This is a genomic window from Clostridium sp., from assembly GCF_036642255.1.
Classification (GTDB): domain Bacteria; phylum Bacillota; class Clostridia; order Clostridiales; family Clostridiaceae; genus Clostridium_J.
This window is the reverse complement of record NZ_JAVWDJ010000012.1, coordinates 55,171-70,824: the sequence shown is the minus strand read 5'-3', so window position 1 is coordinate 70,824 and position 15,654 is coordinate 55,171. Positions and strand designations below refer to the sequence as shown.

The following is a 15,654-nucleotide window of genomic DNA, read 5'->3' as shown; positions in this document are numbered from 1 at the left end:
AACACAGCCACCATTAATCCGATTTTATAGTTAATTGAACCACTAAAAGCAAAAGTAACCAGGGCAGTAATATTACTTACAAAATTTAAGAATCTTGCATTAGCGGAGGCATTTAAAAAGTTAAAACCAAAAATATTTATAAATCCAAATACTAGAAAGGAACCAGTACCAGGACCAAAAAATCCATCGTAAAAACCAAGAGTAAATGCTAATAAAATCCCAAGGGCTATATTTTTCTTATTGAGTTCTTTAAATTTATCTTCTTGTCCAATATTTTTTGAAAATAAAGTATAAACACCAATACAAAGTACTAACACAAGGACAAGAGGTTGTAAGAACTTCTGATCGATAAGTAACACTGTTCTAACTCCTATTATAGAACCCACAAGAGTAAAAGGAATTAATATTTTCAAAAGATTGAAATTACATAATCCTGATTTCGCAAATTTAAGTGAACTAGTAAAGGAACCAGTAGTGGCAGCAAGCTTATTCGTTCCAAGGACGATGTGCGGACTTAAACCAGCTATCATAAAAGCTGGTACACTGATAAGTCCACCTCCCCCAGCAATGGAGTCTATGAAAGAAGCTAAAAAACCAGCTATACATAAAAAAACCATAGTAAACATAATCTAAACACTCCTTAACTTGACTTTGTCAAGTGAAATAAAAACATGTTGTCCACTTTATTATATAATTAAATTTTGAAGTTTTGAAGTAATAACTAAAATTTATTCAGTAGAATATTTTTTTAACTAATCTATATTGTTATAAAGAATATGGTATAATATTAGGATAAATTGAAGATTATGTTAAAATATAATTCACAATTTTTTTAATCTCATATTAGAAAACATTTTAAATAAATTCAGGAAGTGATATATTATGGAGTTAGTTAATAATAGATACAGAATAATAAAGAATTTAAAGCAGAATAGACTAGTTTCAACTTATGTAGCTTCCGACATTTGGGATAAAAATAAGGAAGTTCAATTAAATATATTAAATTCTGATTTTGTACCTGATGGATTAATAGATTATTATGCTAAGGAATATATTGGGTTTATTAATCTTAATAGTGAAAATATTATTAAGAATTATACCTTCAATTTAATTTCACATATTGATAATAAAAGAAACAAAATGAAACAGTATTTTTATACTAGTGAGTATATAGAATCATCAATAAATATATTTGAATTTATCAAGAATATGAATATTTTTGAAATTATGGATGTTTTCATTGAAATATGTAAAGCTGTCAACTATCTTCATCTCAAGGGTTATGTTTATGGAAATTTAAATTTAAGCAATATATTAATCATTGGGGGTAAAGATCAATACAGTCTAAAGCTTAAGGATCTTGCTACCATTGAATTAGAAAAGAGTTATTTTACTAGTGATAATTCAAATGATTCTCTTTTTAAATCCCCAAAGCTTTTAACAGGAGAGAAGCCAAACATTGCAACGGATATGTATTCTATTGGAATTATATTGTTATCTCTTTTAAACAAAGGGCCAATTGGTGAATTAAATTCCAATGGAACCTTATGCAATATTTTCCAGGATTTACAGCATAAACTATGCAATGAAGACTTTGATTTTTTAAATAAATTAATCCCATTAATTGATAAGCTTATATCCATCAATGAAGAATCATCTTATGGTTTTCTTCGAGATTTCATTTCGGATTTAAATAGTAGTACAGAGAAAAATTATAAGATATTTTCTTTAGAAGATATTGAAAAGCTAAATTTTCATACAAAAATAGCTGGGAGAGAAGAGGAGATTAATCATATAATGGAGTCATATGATTCTATTACAATGTACAAGCCTCTTAAAAAGATATTTTTGATTCAAGGAGATACAGGAACAGGGAAGACTCGTTTTCTAGAGGAAATTAATTTCTTATTAGAAATTAAAGGTGCTAATGTATATTCAAGCTTCAGCTTAAATAATTTAAAGGATAGCAGTAATAAGTTATGGAGTGAAATTCTTAGAAAGTTAATTTTAGAAGCAGACCCTGAAACTATTGAGAAGTATGAGTCAGAGTTAGTTAGGTTCTTTCCTGAGGTAGTTGATATAAAAAATGTTACACCTCTTGAACTTTTAGATAAAGAAAATACAAAATATCGATTACTCAACAGAATTGCTGGGTTTATTAGTGATTGTGTAAAAAGTAAACCAACTCTTATTTCGGTAGATAATATTCATTTAGCAGATGAATTTACCCTTGATACATTTACTTATTTATATACAGAAGTTATAAAAAACAAAAATATTATTGTAATATTTTCTTATAAAGACACAGAGGTTTCGAATAATCAAAAATTTACAGACTTCATTAGAAATATAAAGGCAAGAAAAGATTCTGATACTATTTCTATGAAGAATCTAGACATTGAACAATCAGGGGAAATGATAAAAAATATGTTATGTATGCCTCATACTCCTATGAAATTATCAACTAGAATATATTCACAATCCTATGGTAACCCTCTTTTTGTAAGTGAGGTAATAAAGGATTTTTATAGTCGTAAAATGATATATGTTCATAATGAGAGCGGAAAGTGGCAGATTGACATTAAATCATCAAATGAATATGGATTACTAGATATTCCTACTAGTATAGAGCAAGCGCTACTAAATCAATTAAAGGATACTGATAATATAAGTCATGAAATTCTAAAAGTAATCTCAATTTTCACTAATCCAGTATCTGTACAATGGTTATCTAAGTTTATAAATATCTCCTATGAAGAATTAGATAGGACAGTTCAAGATTTGGTTCATAAGGGGATTTTGTGCAAGAAAATAGGAGATACAAACTATGTTTATGACATTAATAATCAGGTTTTAAAAGATATAGTTTATGAAAAAATCCATAGTGAAGAAAAAATAGAAAAGCATAAGTTAGCATCTGAAATACTGGAAAATGAAAAGGAAATTACTGCAACCTTTAATATAGATGAGCTGATTTTTCATTTGGAAAGAGCGAACATAAGAGAAAAAGTAAAAAAGTATTCCATCGAAAATGCCAGGAAAATGAAATCTTTAAAAGACATTAGGGCAGAGATAAAAAACCTAGAGAAAGCTCTAGATGTGGTAGAAGATATTAGTGAAAAAACAGAGCTATTAATAGAAGTAAGTATATTGTATCTTGAAACTGATAATGAGGTACTAGCTTTAAAAAAATTAAGGCAAGCAGAAGAGTTAGTTGAAATAACTAAAAATAAGAAAAATATGGTAGATGTGTATCTGAAGTTAGCACAAATACTCATAGCTCAAAATCAGTTTAAAAAGGCGTTAAAATACCTAGAGAGCATAGAAAATAAATTGGAGTATTTTGAGTGTTTTGAAGCTAAATTAGAATATAAGGCTTTAAAGACTAAAATGTTTTTTAATGATAATTTTCTTGATGAAAGCGCTGAAATATGTTTAGAAGTAATTGAAGAATGTGGGGAAGACTTTCCTAAAATAAAAGGAAATGCATATAGGCAATTAGCATTTATTTACTCTAAAGGAAGTAAAATTAGCGAGGCACTTGAACTTTATAATAAAGCTATAAAATTATATGAAACTGTTGATTATACAAAAGGAATATTACTTTGTCTAAATAATATTGGTGGAATCTATACGGATATCTATCAGGATGAAGAAACTGCTTTAAGTTATTTTATTAAGGTTAAGGATTTAAGCGGAGAATATAACTTGGTAGCAAGTGAAATAGTGGGCATAATAAATATTGCTGTTTGTCATGCTGTAAGATTTGATTATGAGGTAGCTTTTGATTATTATAAACTCGCATTGGAGAAAACTCTGAAGATAAATTTGAGAATGGATGTTTTTTACCTTTACAATGATTTAATCAAGGTTTGTCTTAATATGAATAATTACGCTGAAGCCTTTAGATATTACAATTTGTGTTTAGAGGAATTGGAAAACTTCCCGGATCAGGGAAGAGATATTGTTGAATTTTATAAATCTAGCGCTGAATTATATGATACTTTTGGTGATTTTGACACCTCTGAATTGTTTGTAAACAAAGCACTGAGATTTTTTAAAAGAGGAGTTACAATAGAAAAATTTATCTGTGTTGCACTATCTCATATTCATAAACTAAGATTTAAAGAGAAAGGTAAATATAATTTTCACATTAAGAAAATTATTACAACAACTGAAAAATTTATCCTACCAGAATATAAAATAAATATATTATGTAAAGCAGCAATTGTGCTTAGTGATATAGGTGATTACAAAAATGCAAAGAAATTAGTTTTAGAAGCAGAGAAATATATCAATGGCACTTTACATGATGAGGTGCAATGTAGGTACTATTATGCTAAGGGCATGATTAAAACAGAAATAAACTCTATTAAAACTCTTTTTACTGCATTAGAGTTAGCAAAAAAAATAAGAAATACTAGACTTATTACTAAAATAACCTTACAAATTGGTGATTATTATTTTGATGAGGAGAATTATTATTATTCTGCTAATTATTATATTGAGGCTTGTGAATTAATTAAAGAACTAATAGTTGATGTGCCAGAAGAATTTAGATTGAAATATGTGAATAGTTATAAATTTGTAAGGGCTTTCAATAGGATTAAGTATATAAAAAATATACTGATATGTTCTGAAGATAATAAATGTAATTTTAAGGTACTTGAAGAGTTAAGAAATAAGTTTGAAGTAATTTTTTATGATGAATTGAAGGAATTACTTACAGTAGATGAAGCTAAGGAATTTATGAAAAACATGGATTTTGTTCAATGTATTAGTGAGCAATATATGTCAGATTTACCTAAGGGTATACGTAATGATATGCATATTTTAGCTAATATTACCAGTGATAACATTGAGAACATAGAACTTGTGATTAAGTACTTAGCATCAAGGACTTTGGCAACAAGAGCATTGGTACTAATAGAAGATCAAAGAAATAATTTAAATGTAATTGCTTCTATAAATGAAGATTGCAATATTCCATCTAATAGGTATATCTTTGATAGGGTAAAATCTTCAATGGAACCAATTTGGATATCTGAAAAGTTGACAAAAAATGAAACCGATATTAACTTATTATCAGAATACATTAAGGCTTGCATATGTATACCAATAACAAATAATTCTTTGAAGGAAACTTCTGTTATTAGAGATGACCAAGGTAAATCGCCAAATTCCACAAAAAGCATTATAGGCTATTTATACTTAGAATCTGATAGAATTATAAACAATTTTAATGATGAAGGCCTTGAAAAATGTACCGAATACATTAAGTTTTTATCACTTTTAATAGAGAAACACCAATTAAAACTTGCAGCATCCATAGATAAACTCACTGGTGCACTAACAAGAAAATACCTTGAGGATGCACTGAATGAAGCATTAGACAGAGCTAATATGCATGGAGAAGACTTTAGCTTTATAATGTATGATCTTGATAAGTTTAAAAGTGTCAATGACAGATTTGGACACCAAACTGGTGATGAGGTACTTAGAAAAGTGTCAAAGGTTGTAATGGACAATATAAATAGAAGTGCTTCACTTGGGCGTTATGGAGGAGAGGAATTTATAATTATTCTTCCAGGGGTTGGAGAGAAAGACGTAGTATCAGTAGCAGAGAAAATAAGAAAAAATATTGAAGATGAAAAGATCCTTGGAGATAAGGCTGAAATCACTGTAAGTATGGGAATAGTAACTTATCCAATTCATGGACATACAGTACAGGAACTTATTGAAAAGGCAGATCAAGCACTGTATGTGGCTAAGAAGAGTGGTAGAAATAGATGTAGAGTATGGGATAGAGAATTTACAAATAAGGTTAAGCCAGCAAATGTACTAAGTGGCATTATTTCTGGCAATTCGGTACAGGATTCTAGAAATACGCTGGCACTGGTTGAACTTATTCAGCTTACGAATAAGAACATTCCCCGAAAAGAAAAAATTTACAACTTTCTCGGAAGAGTTATTGAAATTATTGAAGCGCAATTTGGTAGTTTGCTTTTAGTAGAAAAGAACAAAGTCTTTGAAACTTTAGGAAGAAAGTCTCAAGATGAGGAGTGGGCAGATACAATATTATTTAATGAAGATATAGTTAAATCTGTACTTAACAATAAGCAGGGAGTATATTTGGTTGATTGGGATGATATTGGAAAGCAAGATCTCATTACTGGCCTTCCAGATTGGAATTCAATTTTGGCTGTTCCTATTACTGTTCAAGATGAAATTAAGGGTATAATTTACCTATCAACTTCAACTAGAATAAAGGAGTTTGGAGTTAAAGAACTAAATTTTGTCAATGTATTAAGTGATCTAATAGCAAATATAATATAAATGAAAAGTCTAGAGTGAAACTCTAGACTTTTTTGTATCAAAATAACATGATATTTCTTGTAGATATGATGAAAGATTAGTTATTTAGACTTATTTAAATTTATGGAGTATTTTCTAAAGTTGGAAGAGTAGCAATCACCTCATCTAAATTCTCTTTATGGGTGATATTCATAGAAATATTCTTCATCTGCTTACCCCATTTTGCTAAGGATTCCAGTGCAGGTATCAAGTCTTTACCTACTTCACTTAGTGAGTATTCTACTCTTGGAGGAATCTCCATAAACTGTTGACGATTAATAAGACCATATCCCTCCATTTCTTTTAAAGATTGAGACAACATCATATTAGTTATTCCATGAATTTTTCTTTTCAGTTCATTGTAGCGTAAAGTAGTGTTTTGATTCAAAGCCCAAATAATAGGAAGTCGCCATTTACCTCCAATCAAATCTAGAGCATAGGTTAAGGGACAAATTTTGGCGTTTTTATTTTCGATACATCTATCATTCATTGAATAGCTCCTTTAATCAGTATTTACTTACTTACTCAGTAAATACTGCATACTTGTACTTATTTTATCATGTTTTATAATTATATCATAATTCAGCAATAAGTTTTAATCATGGGGGACATTTTAATTACTTGTAGAAGTGAAATCACAAAACTTATTTATAGAATGAAAATAAAAAGGAGTGAAATATATGAGAATAAAATATGAGATTTTACCTAATGAAAAAGTAGAATACTGTAGAGGTTTATGCAATGAACTTATGGTATTTCAAAAGTCGAAGGCTAAAATCAAACCAGAATTATTTGATAATATGAATTTTGATACACGAATGATTGCTTCAATGAAAAGTGCAATATACAATTACATTGTAGTTGTCAAAGATGAGGATGAAATAGTTGGTTATGTATATTCTAACATCTCTACAAAAGAAACATATTCAAATGATTTTGCCACTTTTTTTGATCTTTCTTCTGTGAACAGTAATAATGTAGGTTGTTTATCACAGTTTTATATTAGAGAGGAGTACAGAAAAAGGGGCATTGGCTCAGCACTTTTTAATATGTCAATGCAATTTTTAAAGCAATTTCATGAGGTGGAGGATTATTTTATTTTTGTTTCAGATGGCAATAATGATGCTTTAGAGTTTTACAAAGGAAAAGGATTTATTTTTAGTCACACAATATTAGATGGTTTTATAACTGTTTTACGAAATAAATTGTAATATTTAGTTCAGTTCATATATGGAGTAGTGCCACCACATCCCTTTCCTACAGCACTCGATGATGCTGTAATAATTATAAGAAAGCAACGAAGAAAAGAGATAAGTTAAAGGCAGTATTTAAATGCGGAGTTATCTTTTTATGTTTAAAATCGAAGTATTCTAATATTTCTAGCTAACGCTATTACATAAAATATGTTAATATAAATATATTGACATATTAGTATAATATAGGAGGGGTATTATGGATAAGAAACTTAAAAAGGTACTTATGAGCTCTGTATTAAGTGTAGCGTTTATAATTAGTAGCGTTGACACTGTATTAGCAGCTTCAAATGCAGATACACTTTATGCTAATGCATATAATTCGGTAATCGCATGTCAAAGTGGTTACACCCAGCAATCAATTAATGGTGCAAGAAATGCCATTAAAAACCTAAAGGGTACAGGGGCTTCTTGGGCTATAGGGGAATTTTCAAAACAAGTGGATGGAGTTCAACAGAAGTTATTTGAAGAGTTTATGGGATATTTGTTCGATTCTAATCATAAACCAAGGATAAGTGTACCACAACAAGATATTAACAGAGCTAGGGATCTTGTAAATAGTTTTGCTACATATGAAGGAAATGCACCATACGTTAGATCTTGGAGCTCAGCAGTTGATGAGTACCAAAACATAATTATTAGAGAAGTAGTATCCTTACTAAATAAAGCAGAAGAAACAAATAAAAATGAAGATGTTGCTGCGGCAAGAAAAGGCGTATCCATTTTACTTACTGCTAATAATAATTCAAGTGTAATTAATTTTGCTAATGCATTAAAAGAGAAATTAGCCAGTTTAGCTTCGCCAATCTTAATTGAGGAATTATCACTGAATACTACAATAGCAGCGCCGGATTCCAGTGGTACTAGATATTTGCAAGCTACATATACTAATAATTCTAGTTATAACATAATAGGATTTGCTGCTACAATTTTATTAAAAGATACTAATGAAAAAACATATCTTTCTAGTTATGATACTGTACTAAAAGGAGAAATTTCACCAAATTTTGAAACATTTGCTCCAAACACAGGAAGTAAAAGTGATATGGAGTATTTAAAGTATGAAATAACTGCAGTTGATGATGAGGGTAATGTAATTTATTTAGATTATGATGTAAAGTTAAATAAATATGTTCAGATGCCTGATAAGATAGAGAATATTGAAAATCCTATGATAAAAATTAATCAAGTACCAATACAAATTAACATTTTAAAGCCGGATTCAATTGGTACAAGGTATATGGAAGCTACTTACACAAATAATTCAGGTTATACAATTCAAGGAATGAATATAACTGTATTATTAAAAGACAGTAATGAGAAAACTTATTTTAGTACTTATGATACAGTTTTAAAGGGTGGAATCTCGACAAAATTTGAAACTTTTGCTCCTAATAGTGGTAGTATGAATGATTTAGAAATATTAAAATATGATATTGTAGCTATTAAGGAAGATGGAACTAAAGTTTATATAGAATATGATGTAAAATTAGGTGTATACAAAGAACTATATAGATAGATGAAAGAGGACTTAGGACAAGTCCTCTTTTTTATGCCCAATAATTGAATCCCTGCTTCATATGTTCAATAAAACATTTGCATATATGTGATAGCATGAGGGGGTGTCTAGTCTTAAGTTGCGGACAAAAGAAGAAGCATATAATAGAAGCAACAGTGTGTTTGCTAAGTTTTTACATAAAGAAGAACCTCATAAATAATGATATAAATAAAAAGAGGGTATTTAAACCCTCTAAATCATTTACATTATTTGCTTAATCTAACAACTGTCTCAATATGAGGTGTGTGTGGAAACATATCCATTAACTTTATTTTTTCAACTTTATAGCCATGAGCAACTAATACGGCTAAATCAACGGCTAGGGATTTAGGATTACATGATACATAAATTATTTCAGTTGCATTAAATTTTATAACATAATCTAATGCTACAGGATGAACCCCTGGTCTTGGTGGGTCTAATATTATGATATCAGGTTTCGTTTTTACATCTTTGATAACGTGGGTAACATCTCCTGCAATGAATTCACAGTTAGTAAGATTGTTTAACTTAGCATTTTCCTTAGCAGCTTCCACTGCCTCTTCAATTAATTCAATCCCTAATACTTTTTTAGCTTTTGGGGCTACTATCTGTCCGATGGTTCCAGTACCGCAGTAAAGGTCAAAAACTACTTTAGCTTCAGAATCTCCCATAAAATCTCTTACCATAGAATATAGTGCTTCTGCACCTTTAGTATTAGTTTGGAAGAAAGCAAAAGGATTTATCTTAAAGTTGAGACCTAAAAGATTTTCAATTATGTATTCTCTTCCATAAAGAATATTAACTTTATCTGCTTGCACCACATCAGATAGTGAATCGTTAACTGTATGTATTATTCCTGTAATTTTACCATTGAGATTGAGTTCTTTTATTTTCTTTGCAAACTCACTAAAATCATAGTTAACTTGAGAAGTGGTAACTATATTAACTAATACTTCACCAGTATTTATTGCTTTTCTTATTACAAGATTTCTTAGGAAACCCTCATGTTTCATTACTTTGTAGTAAGGAAGATTTTCATTTTTAAAGTGTTCTAAAGTTTTAGAAAGAATAGCTCTAAAATCTTCATCAACAATTTGGCATTTATCCACTGAAACTATAGCAAAGCTTTTGTTTTTTGCATGCATTCCAAGGGTTAACTCTCCACCTTTTTCAAAATCTCCAAAGGTAAACTCCATTTTGTTTCTGTATTCATATTCTAAAGGACTTGTTTCTATTCCTAAGAATTCAAAGCCCTCTATTTTCTTATCCTTTAACAGGGCTAATACCTGCTGAACCTTAAAATCCAATTGTTTTTCTAAAGATAAGTGGCCATGGCTGCAGCCTCCACATACACCAAAGGTTTCACATTTAGGTTGAACTTTATAGTCTATATCTTCAAGGATCTCAGTAACCTTAGCTTCTATTCCATTAATGTTTTTTTTCGAAACTCTTGCTCTAACTTTCTGTCCTGGTAGAGTACCTTTTATAGTTACTTTTTCTCCTTGGTAGTAGGCAACGCCTTTTCCAGGAAATTCTGTTCCTTCTATATGGAATTCATATTCATTTCTCTTTCTCACTTTATCTACTCCTATGTATTTATTTTATTCTTGAGTTGTAATTGGTTAGTAATAACTTATATTTTGCCTTGAACTATATTGATAATCCCCTTGGTAAATAGAAATGGAAAGAAGTTTCAAAGGGTAAATTATCTCAATAGTGCCAAAGCGATAATATTGACTAATGAAGCAACCTTTGATGAAATTAAGTTCCACCATAAAGTTACTTAATAAAAACTTGTTTCTTAATTAATTATAGTTATTTTTCCAACATTATATAGTATATATGTGATTTTTATAAAAATAAAGGGCTATATACTAGATTTCTGAATTTAGGACAAAGTATCTTTTAAGAGATGCGCTGTCTTATAGGGTTAATGTAATTAATCTATGCTTTCTGAACTAAGAATTTAACAATTTTTCTTTTGCTTTTTTATATTTTTCAATTCTAATATAATCTTTATCAGTAGGATTTACTATTCTGGTAAAATCCATATTATCCTCTAAATCTGCCAACTTTACTCTTTTGCCAATTGGATTTAAAGAAGCTCTCTTAATAAATTCATCATAGGTTTCATCTTCTTTTTTTGTAACACTTTTAAGGGCATCAAGAATTTCTGTTTCACCGTGAAAGCCGTTTGCTATCAAATAATCATAGGTGATATCGGTATCTTCTATTACGTCATGAAGAACCCCAACGATTCTATCTTTTACGTCATTTAAGGCAAACATAACCTTTAAAGGATGTAAAATATAAGGCTCACCAGCCTTATCAATTTGACCACTATGTGCATTTACAGCTATTTTTATGGCTATATCCAACAAATTTTTCATCAATTAATCCCTCCGCATTTGTAAATAATCTCATCACATTTTTATATTTCCTACTAGCTCGGTTTGAGCAAAATAATCTTATAAATAAATATTTTCATTGTGAATCTATTTAAAATACTTATCCATGTAACTTGGAGAGTATTTTCTTATACTAAAATGCAATTTCTAAATACTTCATGATTGTATTTTACCATAAAGTAATTATGTTTATATTATAAACTACCAAATAAAAAATAAGGATTATCAACGCATTTAGATAAATAGTAGGGAGAATTTTTACAGAAAAAGGTAAATAAGAGAATTAATAATAGCTAAGTAGTTGACAATAAACATACAAATGTTATAGAATTTTATTAGATAGGTTTCATTAAAATAAATGAGGTGCTTTATGAGCGTGTTAGTATCTAAATAGATTAAATTTTATAATTAAATAAATCTTTGAAAATGGGGTAAAGTATACCTTTTTTTGCTATGGATTTATTTAGTAAAATCTATGAAGATACCAATCCATAAAGTGCGGTTATAGAAGAAAAGATAGTTTGTGCTATCTTTTATGAAGTTACGTATTTTTAGCTGTGGGTGTATCCACAGTTTTTTTATTTGAAAAAAGTAAATAGTGAAATCTGTCCATGGGATTTGTATCTTCGTGGAGCAATAAGAAAAAAGTTCTACATGAGGAGAGATAAAAATGAATACAAATACTTTCAATAAATTACAATATAATGAGCTAAAAGAACTAGTAAAGTCTTACTGCGTAAGTGGGTTAGGAAAAGCTTTAATAGATAACTTACAACCAAGTACAAGTTTAAAGGTTGTGGAGCAAAGACTTAATGAAACTAGTGAAGGAAGAGCATTATTAGATACAGTCAGTCATATTCCTTTAGAGGGGATATTTAATATAAAGACAATTATAGATAACATTGAGAAAGGTGCAATAATAGAGCCTGAGGATTTAACTAAACTTTGTAACTTTTTAAGAGGTTGCAGAAAAATCAAGGAATTCATGAAGGGAAAAGAGTTTTATGCTCCAACTTTAAGTAGTTATGGAGAGTCAATTACAGAACTTAAGTCTATAGAGGAAGAAATTGAATTTTCAATAAGAGGAAGTTTGGTAGATTCTAATGCCAGTAAGGAACTTAAAAAAATTAGAAGACATTTAGAAATAACAGAAAGCAAGATACAAGAAAAGTTAGAAAGCTTTTTGAAAAATAGTAATAATAAAACCTATATACAAGATTTCTTTATAAGCAAGAGAAGTGATAGATACACAATTCCAATAAAAGCAGCTTATAAAAACCATGTACCAGGAACCGTTGTGGAAACTTCTTCTAAAGGATCTACAGTATTCATAGAACCGAGTATAATATCTAAAAATACTGTAGAACTAGTTATGCTAAAGTCAGAGGAGTCAGTAGAAGAGTATAAAATATTATCTTATTTAACAGGATTAATCTTTGATAATTTAAAGGAAATAAAAATTAATATTGAGGTAATATCTGAGTATGATATGATTTTTGCAAAGGCTAAATATAGTAGAGCCATAGATGGAATAAAACCTATTATTAATGATTATGGATACATTGACCTTATTCAAGGGAAACATCCACTATTAAAAGGTGATATAGTACCTTTAGATTTTAGTATTGGCACAGATTATAGAGCTTTAATAATAACAGGACCTAATGCAGGAGGAAAGACCGTGGTATTAAAAACCGTTGGGCTTTTAACATTGGCAGTGCAATCAGGATTCCATATTTGTGCTAAAAAGGGCACTGAAATCTCAGTGTTCGAGAGGATTTTTGTGGATATTGGTGATGACCAAAGCATAGAAAATTCTCTAAGTACTTTTTCTTCTCACATAAAAAATTTAGCCCAGATTATTAATAGTAGCAATAAATCAAGCCTAATACTTTGTGATGAGATAGGAAGTGGAACTGAACCTAATGAAGGTGCTAGTCTTGCTATCGCAATTTTGGAAGAGCTTTATCTCAGAGGATGCATTATTATGGCTACAACCCACTATGGAGAAATCAAAAACTTTTCTGAAAGTCATTGTGATTTTGAAAATGCAGCGATGCAGTTTGAAAATGATACATTGGAACCTTTATACAATTTAATTATAGGTAAATCTGGAGAGAGCAATGCCCTATGGATATCTAAGAAAATGGGTATAAAGGAATCAATCCTAGAAAGAGCAAAACAATATATTGAAAATAAGAATTATAACTTAAGTTTAATAAAGGATAGCAAGATTAAAAAGAAAAAGGAAGAAGAAGTTATTAATATTACAGAGGAATCCGAGTTTGCAACAGGGGATAAAGTTTTTCTTATAGACTATAATGATTATGCTATTGTTTATGAACCAAAAGATCGTTTTAATAATATTGTGGTTTTGTATAAGGATAATTTCATAGAGGTTAATGTAAAAAGACTTAGATTAGATTTAAAAGCCGAAGATTTGTATCCTAAAGATTATGATTTAAATACCTTGTTCGTAGGTTATAAGGAGAGAAAATTACAAAGAGATATATTAAGAGGATCAAAAAAGGCGCTAAAAATCATTCAAAAAGAAATCAGAAAAAGCAGGGAAAATCAGTAGGTAATTTAAAAGTCGCAGGTGGAAGAATTAATAAAAAAAACTAATAGTGAAATAGCTGCTAAGGATATATATGGTGATAGTAAATAATTTGAGAAGTGTAATATTGGGTAATGATTATTTGAAAAAGGAGAAATATTAATGAAAGAAATAATAAATGTAGGGTTGATTGGATATGGTGGTGGGGGACGTTTTTTTCATGCACCAGTTATTGATAGTGTAGAAGGGTTAAAAATCTGTAAAGTTTATGCGACTAACACTGAAAGTGTGAATCACTTAAAAGAATTATATAAAGATGTTTCGGTAGTTTCAAGTGTAGATGATATAATAAACGATCCCAATATTCATCTCGCGGTGGTCGCTACACCAAATGAATTTCATTATGAGATTGCCAAAAACGCTCTAGAGGGTGGCAAACATGTTGTAGTTGAAAAACCTTTTACTGCTACTACCCACGAAGCAGATAAATTAATCTCTCTTTCAAGTGCATCAAAGAAGTTGTTAACTGTACATCATAATAGAAGATGGGACAGTGACTTTAAAACCGTTGAAAAGGTTGTTAAGAGCAACCTTCTTGGTGATATTGTAGATTTTGAGGCCACTTTTGATAGATACAATCCTAACTTTAAGAATGCTTGGAAGGAAAAAAATGTAGCTGGGTCAGGTGTTCTATTTGATTTAGGCTCTCATCTCATAGATCAAGCCTTATGTTTGTTTGGCTTGCCTGTGGAAGTTTTCGCCAATATTCAAATTCAAAAGCAAGGTGGTCAGGTTGATGATTACTTCAAGCTTATGCTAAAATATTCAAACTTAAATGTAATCCTAAAGGCTAGCTCACTAGTAAGAGAACTAGGACCACGTTATGTTCTTCATGGAACAAAGGGCTCTTTTATAAAGTATGGTATGGATGTTCAGGAAGCTCACCTTAAGAAGGGATTAATACCCAAAAATAATACAGCATGGGGAGTGGAACCAGAAGATATATGGGGAAAAGTAAATACAGAAGTTAATGGGTTACATGTAATTGGAAAAATAGAAAGTGAAATAGGAGATTATAGAGAGTTTTATAAGAATGTTTATGAGTCTATTGTGGGTGAAAAAACACTTTATGTAACACCTCAGCAAGGACGATATGTAATTAGAATTATTGAATTAGCAATGGAAAGCAATACTGAAAAGTCATGGGTGAGGTTTCAATTATAAAAGAATTTACATCAGTAAAGAATAAATTAAACAAATAAAAAAGGCTAACTGATAAACATTGATTGATGTAATAAATACAAGAATGTTAATGGGTCACTGTAAATTCATGAGTAATATAAGTAGGCTAGCATATGCTCCAAAAGTACATTAGAATAAAAAATGAGAATGGCAAACTCCCCTTACACCTATCATCTTAGGTAAAAGGGGAGTTTGTGATTTTTGTGTTTCATAAAGGAAAATAATATTAAGTTATTTACTATAATTCTTAAGAAATTCGTAAGAATTATAATCACTAAATCTTAAAATCACTTCTATATA

The 15,654-nt window shown here is 29.7% G+C and carries 9 protein-coding genes; 5 read left to right on the top strand and 4 right to left on the bottom strand.

Annotated elements, in window-relative coordinates:
* On the bottom strand, window positions 1-626 hold a 626-nt coding region (locus tag RR409_RS08915; protein ID WP_332557395.1), incomplete at its 3' end, for a TSUP family transporter.
* Window positions 627-882: 256 nt separating this feature from the next.
* Between RR409_RS08915 and RR409_RS08910 the strand changes: the two genes are divergently transcribed.
* Complete coding sequence (locus RR409_RS08910) at window positions 883-6,336, top strand: diguanylate cyclase (RefSeq protein WP_332557394.1); 5,454 nt, start codon at window positions 883-885, stop codon at window positions 6,334-6,336.
* Between the two features lie 100 nt (window positions 6,337-6,436).
* On the opposite strand, the gene RR409_RS08905 is transcribed toward RR409_RS08910, so the two are convergent.
* A complete protein-coding gene (locus tag RR409_RS08905) occupies window positions 6,437-6,844 on the bottom strand; it encodes a helix-turn-helix domain-containing protein (RefSeq protein ID WP_332557393.1) in 408 nt (135 codons plus the stop codon).
* A 190-nt stretch (window positions 6,845-7,034) separates the two neighbouring features.
* Here RR409_RS08905 and RR409_RS08900 point away from each other — a divergent pair, with 190 nt between their 5' ends.
* Both RR409_RS08900 and RR409_RS08895 read left to right on the top strand, forming a co-directional pair.
* Window positions 7,035-7,565, top strand: a complete 531-nt coding sequence (locus RR409_RS08900; RefSeq protein ID WP_332557392.1) for a GNAT family N-acetyltransferase — start codon at window positions 7,035-7,037, stop codon at window positions 7,563-7,565.
* A gap of 241 nt (window positions 7,566-7,806) precedes the next feature.
* Window positions 7,807-9,126: a hypothetical protein gene (locus tag RR409_RS08895; protein WP_332557391.1), complete on the top strand. Its 1,320-nt coding sequence runs from the start codon at window positions 7,807-7,809 to the stop codon at window positions 9,124-9,126.
* 245 nt (window positions 9,127-9,371) lie between these two features.
* On the opposite strand, the gene rlmD is transcribed toward RR409_RS08895, so the two are convergent.
* On the bottom strand, window positions 9,372-10,724 hold the full coding sequence (gene rlmD, locus RR409_RS08890) for a 23S rRNA (uracil(1939)-C(5))-methyltransferase RlmD (protein WP_332557390.1): 1,353 nt from the start codon (window positions 10,722-10,724) through the stop codon (window positions 9,372-9,374).
* 381 nt (window positions 10,725-11,105) lie between these two features.
* A complete protein-coding gene (locus tag RR409_RS08885) occupies window positions 11,106-11,528 on the bottom strand; it encodes a GTP pyrophosphokinase (RefSeq protein ID WP_336746446.1) in 423 nt (140 codons plus the stop codon).
* A gap of 697 nt (window positions 11,529-12,225) precedes the next feature.
* Between RR409_RS08885 and RR409_RS08880 the strand changes: the two genes are divergently transcribed.
* Window positions 12,226-14,136 (top strand): endonuclease MutS2, encoded by a 1,911-nt coding sequence (locus tag RR409_RS08880; RefSeq protein WP_332557388.1) that lies wholly within the window; start codon window positions 12,226-12,228, stop codon window positions 14,134-14,136.
* Window positions 14,137-14,274: 138 nt separating this feature from the next.
* The gene (locus tag RR409_RS08875; protein WP_332557387.1) at window positions 14,275-15,336 is read left to right on the top strand and encodes a Gfo/Idh/MocA family oxidoreductase; all 1,062 of its coding nucleotides are present in this window, start codon (window positions 14,275-14,277) and stop codon (window positions 15,334-15,336) included.
* The last annotated feature ends 318 nt before the right edge of the window (window positions 15,337-15,654 follow it).

Coding starts and splice junctions, on each gene's coding strand:
- RR409_RS08910 (WP_332557394.1), top strand. CDS start 883: ATGGAGTTAGTTAATAATAGATACAGAATAATAAAGAATTTAAAGCAG.
- RR409_RS08905 (WP_332557393.1), bottom strand. CDS start 6,844: ATGAATGATAGATGTATCGAAAATAAAAACGCCAAAATTTGTCCCTTA.
- RR409_RS08900 (WP_332557392.1), top strand. CDS start 7,035: ATGAGAATAAAATATGAGATTTTACCTAATGAAAAAGTAGAATACTGT.
- RR409_RS08895 (WP_332557391.1), top strand. CDS start 7,807: ATGGATAAGAAACTTAAAAAGGTACTTATGAGCTCTGTATTAAGTGTA.
- RR409_RS08880 (WP_332557388.1), top strand. CDS start 12,226: ATGAATACAAATACTTTCAATAAATTACAATATAATGAGCTAAAAGAA.
- RR409_RS08875 (WP_332557387.1), top strand. CDS start 14,275: ATGAAAGAAATAATAAATGTAGGGTTGATTGGATATGGTGGTGGGGGA.